The sequence below is a fragment of the Gillisia sp. Hel_I_86 genome (assembly GCF_007827275.1).
Lineage (GTDB): Bacteria > Bacteroidota > Bacteroidia > Flavobacteriales > Flavobacteriaceae > Gillisia.
Genome location: NZ_VISE01000001.1, coordinates 3239319 through 3251895 on the forward strand (window position 1 = coordinate 3239319; position 12577 = coordinate 3251895).

Below are 12577 nucleotides of genomic sequence, written 5' to 3' on the forward strand. Positions count from 1 at the left end.
GTAGTGGAAATGTCAGGTTTTGTTGAACATCAAAAAAACCTCTCGACTCCGCTCGAGGAGACAGTTCGTTGTGCGGTCGAGCGGAGTCGAGACCTCTTTGACCTTAATGATTTTTAACATTCAAAAACAAGTGTACGTTAAGATTTCCGTTTTTCAAAATTTTTGTAGAGCATCTCGACCAGACAAAACGAATTGTTTTAACTGTTTGAAAATCAATAAAATAATGATAAAAATTGTATGTAGTTATAGTTGTCTACTGACCTCTAATATAATTCGTGTTGGGGCTATTCTTTTTATTATCCTTTTACAATTCTCCTGTGGGATTAATAAATCCATGCAGAGCAGACCCGATATTTCTGGGTTGGAAAAGGTAGATACGCTTAGAACCAAACATAACGACAGTCTTTATTCCATAGGAAAAAACACACTTCTAAAGAACAAATATGGGATCTGGGAATTATATATAGAAGGAGGTGCCCTGGAACGGGGGATTATAAATGGCTCCCTTACCCGCGAGTTAATGCATAAGCAGGAAATGGCATTTATGACCAAGATAGAATCCTTGGTGCCCTCTGGTGGTTATCAGAATTTTTTAAGCAAAATGATAGGTTGGTTTAATCGGAAAATCTATTTGTATATCCCAGAGGAATACAAGCAAGAAATTTATGGAATCTCAAGATTTGCATTGCCAAAACACAATTCTTTTGCTCCTGCTTACCTACGAATGCTGTATTTACATGGAGCGCACGATATTGGCCATGCCTTGCAAGACCTTATGCTTGTTGGATGCACCTCTTTTGCTGCTTGGGACACGAATACCGATGACGGAAAATTATTGTTGGGCAGGAATTTTGATTTTTATGCCGGAGATGAGTTTGCAGAAGAAAAGATAATAGCCTTTATAAACCCGGATGAAGGTCATAAATTTATGATGTACACATGGGGAGGAATGATTGGAGTAGTGAGCGGTATGAACGAAAGAGGCCTTACCGTTACCATAAATGCAGCAAAATCCAAGATTCCGTTGATTGCTAAAACACCTATTTCACTAGTGGCAAGAGAAATCCTTCAATATGCTGAAAACACAGAGGAGGCCATTGCAATCGCTCGAAAAAGGGAGGTTTTTGTTTCTGAATCCATTATGATTGGAAGTGCTGCGGAAAACAAGGCGATCTTAATTGAAGTCTCCCCGAATAATTTTGGGGTTTATGAAGTGCCAAATTCAGAGCAGCTAATTTGTAGCAATCATTTTCAGAGCGAGGAATTTCAGGACGACAAAAGAAATTCTGAAGCAATTTTGGAAAGTCATACCCAGTATAGATATGATAGAATGAAGGAATTATTAGCTACGAATACTTCTTTGAACCCAGAAAAGGCAGCCGCAATATTGAGAAACAAAGATGGTCTTTTAGGTGCCGATTTAGGTTTTGGAAATGAGAAAGCAATCAATCAGCTTCTTGCGCACCATGGCATTATTTTTAAACCTGAAGAAAGAAAAGTATGGGTGAGCGCAAATCCTTACCAGTTGGGGGCTTTTGTGGCTTATGATCTTGATGCTGCTTTTAATATTTTTGAAAAAGGTCCTAATCTAAAAAGTGTGATGAATGCCTCGGAAACTATTTCTGCTGATGAATTTATCTATTCAGATGAGTTTAGGGATTATGAAGAATTCAGGATTTTATACAGAAAACTCTATCAGTTAGTGGCAGATGGAAAACCTGTAAAAACTGTAAAAACTGAAGATTTCGATAAATTGATTCAGTTAAACCCAAATTATTGGAAAGCATATGCCTTGGCTGGGGATTATTATTTTCAGCAAAAAAAGTATAAAAAAGCAATTATAAATTTTAAACAAGCTAAAAAGAGGGAAGTGACTACCTTAACAGACCTGAATTATCTGGAAAAGATGATTGCTAAAAGCATCCGAAAACTATAAAATATGACTCCTATCCAAACCGAATCCGTAGAGAAGATTGCAAGAATCCAATGGTTGGAATTGCAGAAGCAGTTACTATATCTTCAAAAGCATTCCAAATTCTATAAGAAGCTCTTTAAAGAGCATTGTATAGATGTTAGTGAAATCAAGACAGAAGCAGCTCTAAAATTGATTCCGTTAACAACCAAGGAGGACCTTCAGCAATATAATAAAGAATTCCTTTGCGTGCCCGAAGAAGAGATCATAGACCATGTTACCACTTCTGGAACTTTGGGAAGTCCTGTGAATTTTTTATTGAATGAAGCCGATCTGGAAAGATTGGCAATTAATGAAATGCAATCTTTTAAATTGATTGGTGTTTTAAAGGGGGATAAGGTTCAAATCACAACTACCTTGGATAGAAGGTTCATTGCGGGTATGGCTTATTATCTTGGATTAAGAAAGCTAGGTGCTGGAATAATTAGAACCGGTAGCGGAATGCCACATTTACAATGGGATTCCATAGAGCGCTTTAAACCAAATTATTTGGTAGCGGTGCCCTCGTTTTTGTTGAAAATGATAGAGTATGCAGGAGCGAACGCAATAGATTATAAAAATTCCTCTGTAAAAGCTGCTATTTGTATAGGCGAACCTCTTAGAGACCGGAATTTTGAATTGAATGCTTTGGGAAAAAAAATCACAGAACTTTGGGATATCGAATTATTCTCTACCTACGCTTCTACAGAAATGGCTACGGCCTTTACGGAATGTGAACATCACTTAGGAAACCATATTCAGCCCGAATTGGTTTATACAGAAGTTTTGGATGAGGAAGGAAAGCCAGTGAAAATCGATGAAATAGGGGAGTTGGTAGTGTCCACCTTGCAAGTGCAAACTATGCCGCTGTTGCGTTTTGCAACCGGGGATTTGGTAAGCTATACAAACGAAACATGCAAATGTGGAAGAAATACCATGAGATTAAGTCCGGTTTTGGGAAGGAAAAAACAGCATATCAAATATAAAGGTACCAGCTTATATCCGCAGCATATTTTAGATGTGCTTGTAGAATTTAATACCATTTCCAATTTTGTGGTCGTTGTTCAAAAAGATGAAACCGAAATGGATTTACTGACTATTAAAATTTCCAATTCCTTATCCAAATTAGAACAAGAAGGTTTAAAACAACATTTTCAAACACGATTGCAAGTAATTCCTAAAATTGAGATGACAAACGATATAGAAATAAACAATTTAAAGAATCCAATAGGAAGCAGAAAACCTGTGCTTTTTATTGATTTAAGGGGTTAGAAGCTCTAAAAGATTCTTCAAGCTGAAAACCAGTTTTGATTTTAAAAATTTTTGCAAACAATCTCAAAGTGATAAATAGTAATCCCGTAGATTACGCTGATAAACACAAATAAATCTGCGAAAATCTGTGAGATCTGCGGAAAATTTATAATCAATAATTCATTTCACATTTCGCCTCCGTTATCCGTGAAGTAATTTATTATCAAACTGAAAATCAAAAAAGCTGAAAAACCAGTTTTATTTTTCAAAATTGTGTAGAGGTCTACCATTGATGGATTCGTAAAACACATCAATTTGCTATGCTATATACTTTTATCAAAGGTTTTAGGATGGCTAACGATAAACAGGATCATTGGTCACGAATGCACGAATTATTGCTTTTAAAAATCCTGGAAAATTATTCGTGAATTCGTGGCAATATCCAAAGAACCAACAAAACGCCGAACAATGCCAAACTGGCCTGAAAATCTTAAAAACCTGGAAATAAATTTCCTCTAATAGAATTTTATACACGTCAATTTCCTACGCTAGATAATTTTTTTTATCACGGGTCCCAAGCTGACAAAAATCCATCAATAGATATTTTTTCCTTTACTGGTAAGGTGGCGGGGAATCGTAATAATCTCTATATACGTAAAGTATCCTAAAATGATAAACAACATCATTCTGTCCCGACCGTTCGGCAGTTTCAGGATCATATAACACTAAGAATCAATATAGTAAATTGAGATCCTGAAATAATCCCGAAAACTTTCGGGACAGGGTGACGAAACAACTATAGGACATAAAGCAGATTACAACCAATCTATAAATTAAATTGAATCCTATTTGATTTTTATTTTAACTTTTCCTATAATTTTTTCTTTCAAATTCTCCTCTGTCATAGAAGGAATCATCGTCTGGAAAGAGATCATCAGAAGAAATATTTCTCCCTCTTCTTGCATCCTGATTTGAGGTATCCCTCTGTGTGTTGCTATCGGGGTTCCGGTCTCTCAAATTTCTTTCAGTTTCCAATCTTCTGCGTTCCTCTTCCAACTTAAGCCGTTCTTCCCTTAATTTATGGCGCTCCACCTCCAATTTTCGTCGCTCCTCGCTCCATTCAATATCAGTATTTAAATTTTCATTATTATTTTCCATTCGATCTGCTTCTCGATCTGCGCGATATGGGGATTCCTTGTGTGCAATAGGATCGGGAGTGTCTTGCATGACTGCATGTTTTTTACTATGCCTGTTATAGCTATCCATAACAAAAACTTCATACTCTCGATCTACATTATCACCGGTTTTATACCGTTTTGTTTCTGCAAAGGTTTGGTGATTGATACTTTCTGTATGTACATATTTTTGCTCTTCATGTATATGCACCATACCTATTGGCACGATCACATGATTTTCTCCTTCTTTGTTCACAAATTCCCGCACTCCTGAATTTTGGGCATTGCGGTAGGGATCATAGTTAGCATCGAGGATTGTTTTATCTACTTCTACATCCAGATAGACCACTTTCATCAAATTTTTGTTTACCAAGAGATTATCCACTTTTCCAATAACCCTGTTATCACGATCTTTTACGGACCATCCCCGTACATCTGGGTAATGACTGTCTACTTTATAATCTGATAATTCGTTGAGATAGTATAAATGTTTTTTTTGTTCTTTCATGATCATTAATATTTTATGTTTATAAGTATAAATGAAGAAATTTAGCAAAGCTCCCATGTTGATTGAAAGCAATTATAATTTCCATTCAATTTAAAAATTAAACAGGTATAGGAAATCTGTTGCGATTTAGGTAGGGATGTGGGATTTTCAAGAATCTCGAAAAATGCCATTTTTCGTAAGTCATTGCTTGGCAAACTACCAAAAAAAAAATCTTAAGAGTATTCAATTCTTCCCACTCTTGCTTCGGAGTGATGGGAATCCAAGAAAGTTACTTCCTCAAATTCGGTGGTATCATCATCGATGAGATTGCCTTCCTCTTCACTTCCGTAAAAGAATAAAAAGAAAAGTCCTCCAATAATTATTAATATTAAAAGGATCCAAGGCCATACGGGTGCCTTTTTCTTGATTTTTATTTCGGCCATAATTTATTTTTGATTGGTTATTACACCAATAAAATTACTGAGATGGAATTTTAATTTTAATAAATTTTATATAAAGTACTGTTAATATAGACTTAACGTAGGCAATATCGAAGATACCATGAGGTTAACTGGCCAAAAATTAGATTTTGGATCACTACAAATTTTGGATAAGGAAACTTGAAATTCTAAAATCTATTTGAACGATGAATTAGAGTTTATGCTTAATATTGCACATTCTTAAATATGCAATGCCAGATGGGAAAGACGCCAAATAAAATACTTGTTATACTATGCTTTTTTTCAATATATGTTATCTGGGGATCTACCTACCTTTTAAATAAGATTGCGGTAAGCGAGTTGGCTCCATTCATGTTAGCAGCTATCCGGTTTATTACTGCAGGACTCCTAATATTTATCCTTTGTAAGTTTTTAGGAATAAATCTTTCCATTACCAAAAAACAGTTGAAAAATACCATAATTGTAGGCTTTCTGTTTTTAACTTTCGGTAATGGATTTGTGGTGTGGGCGCTCAGGTTTGTAGATAGCGGTTTTGCGGCCTTAGAAATCTCTGCACAACCCTTGATCGTATTGTTCTTATTACGAATCCTACAAGGCAAGAAAATAAAAACCATGTCATTAATTGGTGTTGGTATGGGAATAATCGGGATGTTCCTTTTGGTGAGTCAAAAACAAATTATAAGCGATAAAAATTCCTTGATTGGAATGGGGATGATCTTTCTATGTTTGTTAAGTTGGGCCTACGGAAGCATTTTTGTTGGGAAAGCAGATCTTCCTACCAATTATTTTGTGAATACCGGGTATCAGATGTTTTTTGGCGGGATCATGCTTATGTTGGTTAGTTTTATGGTGGGAGAAAGCTGGTCGCTCCCAACCACTTGGAGTGGGGAAGTGCAGCTTTCCATGATCCTATTAATTCTCTTCGGAAGTATTGTTGCATTTACGTCTTTCAATTATCTTTTGAAAGTGGTATCCCCAGAGAAAGTAGCCACTTCAACCTATGTAAATCCAATTATTGCAATGGCACTGGGCTGGTATTTTTTAAATGAACAAATTACCCTGCAGTCTTCTATTGCAGCTGTCGTTCTTCTAACGGGGGTGTATTTTATAAACACTAAAAAGAAGCTAATCCTTTTATCTAGGTTTAAAGGTCGGGTGAGACCAAGAAACGTGGAGATAGAATAGAAGAAAATACTTTTTTGATACTATCCAAATTTCTTGAAATTAACCACATAATCAATAGAAGATGCCGAATTATTTTGAAATAATTGCATTAGGAGGTGGTTGTCATTGGTGTACCGAAGTTGTTTTTCAATCGCTGATCGGGGTTGAAAAAAGTAGCGCAGGGCCATGTGGCCTGTAGGGGTGATAATTCCAATTTTCCTGAAGCTGTGCTCGTACATTTCGATTCAGAAGAGATACCTCTCAAACGACTTATAGAAATTCACCTCTACACTCATAAACTACTTCTATGCACAGTATGCGGAAAAAAATGAGGTCTGGGGGGCACACATATTCTAATATCCAAAATGGGAATGCGTCAAAAATCATAGAAAATCTTCAGCCAGATTTCAAAAATAAGCTTATAGCACAAGTATATCCTTTTAGAGCATTGAAAGCCTCCAGGGAAGAACTTCATAATTACTACCGCAATGATCCTCAAAAACCTTTTCGTAAATCTTTTATAGCTCCAAAACTAAAAGTGTTACTGTAACAATTTTTAGAAAACATAGCTTCAGATTTGAGAATAAAGTAAAAAGCTTCACGTTTTATAGGTTTTTTTTGGGATTGGCAATAAAATAAAAGGCACTTATTTATTATCTTTAGGTGTTTCAATATAAGCGGTTTAAACCGTGCGATATCTATCCTTGATTTTAATTAGAATTGAAAATTTCAGAAAAAAATAATTCCATACAATTTTTAACATCTCTAAAAAGATACCGATGAAAATATACGACGATAAACACATTAAAAATGTAGTTTTTGTAGGAGCCCATAACACTGGCAAGACCACCTTGGCAGAAACCATGTTGTTCGAAGCCGGGCTAATTAATAGGCGCGGCAGTATAGAAACCAAAAATACAGTATCAGATTTTCATGAAATAGAACACGAAAAAGGGAATTCCGTCTTTGCCACCCCTTTGCATACCGAATGGCGCAACTATAAAATTAATATCATAGATACTCCAGGCCTTGACGATTTTATCGGTGAAATCATCTCCTCCATTCATGTGGCAGATACGGTGGTCACTGTTTTAAATGGACAGCATGGGGTAGAAGTGGGCACCGAAATTATTTGGGGTTATATCAATAAATACCATAAGCCCACCATATTTGTTATTAATCAAATAGATCATCCGGCATTCAATTTTGAAGAAAGTTTTAAAAGCCTATATGGATTAGTAGGGCAGAATGCCATCAAGATGCAGTATCCATTGGTCATAGATGGTCTACAATGTATTATAGATCTACTGAAGATGAAAATGTACCAATTTTCGGCCCATGGCGGGAAACCTAAAAAGTTGGAGATTCCGGAAGATCAGAAAGAATTGGCTGAAAAGCTGCACAATGAGCTAGTGGAAAAAGCAGCTGAAAATGACGAAGAATTGATGGAACTCTTCTTTGAAAAAGGAAGCCTCACCGAGGACGAAATGCGGAAGGGCATAAAAGCTGGTATGCTTAACCATGACCTTTTCCCAGTGTTTTGTATGTCTGCCTTAAACGATATGGGAAGTGGTCGGTTAATGGGTTTTATAGATAATGTGGCTCCTGCCGCCACCGATTTAAAACTAACACAAAACCTAGCTGGAAAAGAAAAATTAGCCACCAAGGAGGAGAATCCTACAGTACTATTTGTATTTAAGACAGTACATCAACCCAATCTGGGACAAATAACCTTCTTTAAGGTAATTAATGGGGAGATAAAAGTAAACGACAGGGTATGGAATTCCCGAAATGGAGAATCAGAAGTCTTAAACCAGCTATTTATTATGGATGGGAAGAACAGGAATCCTGTTAATAAATTAAACTTTGGGGATATTGGAGCTACCTTAAAACTAAAATATACCGAAACCAACGATGTGCTTGCGACAACAGATAGAAAACTGGAAATTAATACTATCCAGTACCCCGAACCTAGAATAAGAAAAGCAGTATTTGCAGTAAACACCAAAGATGAAGAAAAGCTGAACGAGGCACTAAAAAAGATCCATAGTCAGGATCCAACGGTAGCGGTCTCTTTTGCAGATGAATCCCATGAGCTCATATTAAAATGTCAGGGAGAATTACATTTGGCAATAATAGATTGGATCTTAAAAAACAATTACGGGGTAGAAGCTCGATTTGAAAAGCCAAAGATCGCTTTTAGGGAAACCATTCAAAGAGCTTCCGCGGCCAACTATCGGCATAAAAAGCAATCGGGAGGTTCGGGACAATTTGCACAGGTTCATATGAAAATTGAACCTTGGTATGAAGGAATTCCAGAACCCGAAGGCATTAGCATACGGGGAAAAGAGGAAGTAGATCTTCCCTGGGGAGGGAAATTGGTGTTTTATAACTGCATTGTTGGTGGTGCCATAGACCTGCGTTATTTAACTTCTATTATGAAAGGTGTTTTGGAAGTGATGGAGGAGGGCCCGCTTACAGGTTCCTATATAAGGGATGTTCGGGTAATGGCTCTGGACGGTAAGATGCACTCGGTAGATTCTAACGATATCTCTTTTAAAATTGCAGGAGCTCATGCTTTTAAGGAAGCTTTTTTAAATGCAAATCCTAAATTGCTAGAGCCTACTATGGAACTCACGGTAAAAGTCCCAGATGAAATGGTGGGCAATGTGATGACAGAGTTGCAAACACGACGTTCCATCATTCAAGGAATTGAATCCAGTGATACTTATCAGGTCTTAAAATGTATTGCTCCAGAAGCAGAATTATTTGGATTTTCTACAGATCTAAGATCCTTAACTCAAGGACGGGCTTCCTTTAAAATGGCCTTTTCTTCTTATCAACCCGTACCCATAAATGTTCAAAAAGAATTGGTGAATACTTAGAAAATAGAATGTGTATATCGCTTGTCCGTAAAGTATCCTAAACTGAAAAATGACGTCATTTTGTCCCGACCGTTCGGGAGTTTCAGAATCTCATTTCAATGTAAATCAATGCAATATTGAGACCCCCGGATAAATGTTGGGGTAGGCTCTGAAATAAATTACCATTGACGTATTTTTAATTATTTGCAATTAATAGACCCTAAAACCAGTTCAGGGTGACGATGCTGTATTGCCGTCATGCTGAACTTGTTTCAGCATCTATTTCATTAGAAAATCGAAAATTACATCAAAAACCTACGCTAGATAAATTTTTTATCACAGGTCTCAGGGTGACGATGCTGTATTGCCGTCATGCTGAACTTGTTTCAGCATTTCATTAAATATTCAAAAAATAGGTCAATTTCCTACGCCAGATATTTTTTATCATGGGGCCTCAGCTTGATAAAAAACTGATTAATTATAAAAAAATCATGCTTTTTTGTAACATTCAGAGATTAAAGGGGTCTTTTAGATACATCAATCATCTTTTAATGAAACTACCATATTTAACCTTCATCTTAATCACATTTTGTTTTAATGTAAATGCACAAGAAGCAAAAAAACAACTTCAAATTCAACGAACTCAAGTAGCTCCAAAAATCGATGGGATCTTGGATGATGCTGCATGGGCTACCGCAGAGGAAGCTGCTGGCTTTATTCAGTTTCGTCCAAATATAAATGTTAGGGATACCGAGGGAAATAAGACGGTGGTAAAAATGACCTATGACAATTCCGCGCTATACATCGCTGCCCATTTATATGACGATCCTTCCAAAATATCAAAGCAACTTTCGAGTCGAGATAATTTTGGGAATTCAGATTTCTTCGGCTTTATCGTAAACCCGAATAATGATGCTCAAAATGATACCGAATTCTTTGTATTTGCTTCCGGAACCCAAGCCGATGCCATTTCTAACCCTAGTGTAGGGGAAGATTTTGGTTGGAACAGCGTTTGGAGCAGTGCCGTAGAGATCGTGGATGATGGTTGGATCGTGGAGATGAAGATCCCTTATCGCTGCCTGAGATTCGATAATGACAATGTGGAAACCTGGGGAATCCAGTTTCATAGACGTTTTAGAAGGGATGAATCTCAATACACTTGGAACCCCATAGATGTTTCCAAAGGGAATATTGGTTTGTACCATGGGGAATTAAAGGGTCTAAGCGATCTGGATCCCCCAACAAGACTTTCATTATATCCATTTATTTCAACCGTGCAAAACAGTTTTGATGGCGTGTATGAGTCTAATTTCAATGCAGGCCTGGACGTGAAATTTGGACTTACCGAAAACTTTACGTTAGACGCTACCCTTATTCCGGACTTCTCACAGACTGGTTTCGATAATATCACCTTAAACCTGGGGCCTTTTGAGCAAACATTTTCTGAACAAAGACAATTTTTTACTGAAGGAGTAGATCTTTTCTCTAAAGGAAACCTATTTTTCTCCAGAAGGGTAGGGGGCGCGCCCATTACAGATCCTGTAACTTCCGTTAATGAAGAAGTAGTGGATTATCCGGAATCTGTAAAGGTGCTGAATGCCATTAAAGTTTCAGGAAGGACCAAAAAAGGATTGGGACTGGGCTTCTTCAATTCCTTTACAGAAAAGGCGGAAGCGACCATAGAAAATATAGATACCAAAGAGAGAAGGCTAGAAGTGGTAGAACCCTTTACCAACTATAACATCATCGTTGTAGATCAGCAATTTAATGGTAATTCCTCCATAGGGATCATCAATACCAATGTAACCCGGGAAAGTTCTTTTAGAGATGCCAATGTTACCGCACTTACCTCTGATATTACCAATAAGCGTAATACCTATCAGGTTCGTGGCGATCTTAAAATGAGCAATCTCAATTTGGAGTCTGGTATGGAAACAGGGTTTAGTTCATTTTTTGCGGCCCGTAAAGCACATGGTAATTTTAGATATAGCATAGATCACAGTTATGCCGATACGAAATACGATCCCAACGATCTTGGTTTACAGTATAGGAACAATTATAACGACTTTGGGATCGATATCAACTACCGAACCTTTGAGCCTTCTGGCAAATGGAACCGTTATTTTGCTAATTTCTATGTTAATTATACAAGGTTGGCGAATCCAAGCTCTTTTACAGGTCTTGGAATGGGAATAAGTGCCAATGGAACCTTCAAAAAATTAAACCAAATGGGATTCAATATTAATTTGAGACCGGGGAAACAATATGATTATTTTGAACCCAGAAAAGCCGGCAGTTATTTTATTACTGAAAATGGTGTGAACGTAAATGGGTGGTGGCAATCCAACAACAACAAGAAAGTAGCGTTAAGTGCAAATATAGGTACAGAAACATTTCTAGAAAATGGACGTGATTATTTTGATTACTGGTTTGGGTTTGGACCTAGATTTCGTTTTAACGATAAATTTACGATCTCCTATTTTTTCTATCGCGATCATTATCTTGGAGATCGGGGCTATGTTGCTCAAATAGGAGAAGAGGTGATCTTTGGGGATAGGGATCGAGTAGAGATCGAGCAAACCTTTAATGCCAGTTATAATTTTAATCCTAATAACACTCTATCCCTTACGCTGAGAAATTACTGGGGCACTGTGGATTATGAGGATCAACTGTTCAGTTTATTGGATAATGGTAGGGTTACCAATGCCACAGGATATACAAAGACTACTATCCCGGACAATCCAGACATCAATTTTACAACTTGGAATTTCGATCTTGGCTATTCCTGGCAATTTGCCCCGGGGAGTTTTGTAACTGCACTTTACAGAAACCAGTTGTTTAATTTCGATACTGCAGCACGGGATTCTTATACCCAAAGTCTAGATACCTTGTTCGAACAACCCATTAATCATGTATTTTCATTAAAACTACAATACTTTTTGGATTATAATCAGGTTTCGGGATTGTTGAAAAAGCAGAAATCTTAGAATTGAATTCAAATAAATTTTAAAAATAAGACCCTTCTTAAAAGTATAAATTTTAATCCCCATTGAGGGTTTAATCTATAAAATTCCCCGATGGCTCTGCCTCGGGGTTTCCGTTTCACCTCTCCTTATGCATCCGACGAGCAAAGCGAGAGGAATGCAAAGGGTCAGAACTGTCCTTTTTGGCGGTTCTGGGTAAGGTGAAATACAAAATTTAGGTTCTTTGCCCCGAGGCATCAA

General features: G+C 37.1%; 9 protein-coding genes. 7 read left to right on the plus strand and 2 right to left on the minus strand.

Annotated elements, in window-relative coordinates; genetic code table 11:
* Positions 1-334: 334 nt before the first annotated feature.
* Together JM83_RS14555 and JM83_RS14560 are read left to right on the plus strand one after the other, a co-directional pair.
* Entirely contained in the window at positions 335-1936 is a 1602-nt protein-coding gene (locus JM83_RS14555) for a C45 family autoproteolytic acyltransferase/hydolase (protein ID WP_261376480.1), read from the plus strand.
* A gap of 3 nt (positions 1937-1939) precedes the next feature.
* Entirely contained in the window at positions 1940-3223 is a 1284-nt protein-coding gene (locus JM83_RS14560; protein ID WP_144962876.1) for a phenylacetate--CoA ligase family protein, read from the plus strand.
* An 840-nt stretch (positions 3224-4063) separates the two neighbouring features.
* Here the strand turns inward: JM83_RS14560 and JM83_RS14565 are convergent.
* A complete protein-coding gene (locus JM83_RS14565; RefSeq protein ID WP_144962877.1) occupies positions 4064-4885 on the minus strand; it encodes a hypothetical protein in 822 nt (273 codons plus the stop codon).
* Positions 4886-5097: 212 nt separating this feature from the next.
* Positions 5098-5307: a hypothetical protein gene (locus JM83_RS14570; RefSeq protein ID WP_144962878.1), complete on the minus strand. Its 210-nt coding sequence runs from the start codon at positions 5305-5307 to the stop codon at positions 5098-5100.
* 255 nt (positions 5308-5562) lie between these two features.
* Between JM83_RS14570 and JM83_RS14575 the strand changes: the two genes are divergently transcribed.
* The 5 genes from JM83_RS14575 to JM83_RS14590 all read left to right on the plus strand — a co-directional run bounded on the left by JM83_RS14575 (position 5563) and on the right by JM83_RS14590 (position 12340).
* Complete coding sequence (locus JM83_RS14575; RefSeq protein WP_144962879.1) at positions 5563-6510, plus strand: EamA family transporter; 948 nt, start codon at positions 5563-5565, stop codon at positions 6508-6510.
* 61 nt (positions 6511-6571) lie between these two features.
* Positions 6572-6688, plus strand: a complete 117-nt coding sequence (locus tag JM83_RS19795) for a peptide-methionine (S)-S-oxide reductase (protein WP_409994699.1) — start codon at positions 6572-6574, stop codon at positions 6686-6688.
* 108 nt (positions 6689-6796) lie between these two features.
* On the plus strand, positions 6797-7039 hold the full coding sequence (locus JM83_RS19735; protein WP_315897850.1) for a hypothetical protein: 243 nt from the start codon (positions 6797-6799) through the stop codon (positions 7037-7039).
* 229 nt (positions 7040-7268) lie between these two features.
* On the plus strand, positions 7269-9374 hold the full coding sequence (locus JM83_RS14585; protein ID WP_144962880.1) for an elongation factor G: 2106 nt from the start codon (positions 7269-7271) through the stop codon (positions 9372-9374).
* 530 nt (positions 9375-9904) lie between these two features.
* A complete protein-coding gene (locus tag JM83_RS14590) occupies positions 9905-12340 on the plus strand; it encodes a DUF5916 domain-containing protein (protein WP_144962881.1) in 2436 nt (811 codons plus the stop codon).
* Positions 12341-12577 lie beyond the last annotated feature (237 nt).

Excerpts from the sequence above, each read along its gene's own strand:
- JM83_RS14555 (WP_261376480.1), top strand. The coding sequence starts at position 335 with ATGCAGAGCAGACCCGATATTTCTGGGTTGGAAAAGGTAGATACGCTT.
- JM83_RS14560 (WP_144962876.1), top strand. The coding sequence starts at position 1,940 with ATGACTCCTATCCAAACCGAATCCGTAGAGAAGATTGCAAGAATCCAA.
- JM83_RS14565 (WP_144962877.1), bottom strand. The coding sequence starts at position 4,885 with ATGAAAGAACAAAAAAAACATTTATACTATCTCAACGAATTATCAGAT.
- JM83_RS14570 (WP_144962878.1), bottom strand. The coding sequence starts at position 5,307 with ATGGCCGAAATAAAAATCAAGAAAAAGGCACCCGTATGGCCTTGGATC.
- JM83_RS14575 (WP_144962879.1), top strand. The coding sequence starts at position 5,563 with ATGGGAAAGACGCCAAATAAAATACTTGTTATACTATGCTTTTTTTCA.
- JM83_RS19795 (WP_409994699.1), top strand. The coding sequence starts at position 6,572 with ATGCCGAATTATTTTGAAATAATTGCATTAGGAGGTGGTTGTCATTGG.
- JM83_RS19735 (WP_315897850.1), top strand. The coding sequence starts at position 6,797 with ATGCACAGTATGCGGAAAAAAATGAGGTCTGGGGGGCACACATATTCT.
- JM83_RS14585 (WP_144962880.1), top strand. The coding sequence starts at position 7,269 with ATGAAAATATACGACGATAAACACATTAAAAATGTAGTTTTTGTAGGA.
- JM83_RS14590 (WP_144962881.1), top strand. The coding sequence starts at position 9,905 with ATGAAACTACCATATTTAACCTTCATCTTAATCACATTTTGTTTTAAT.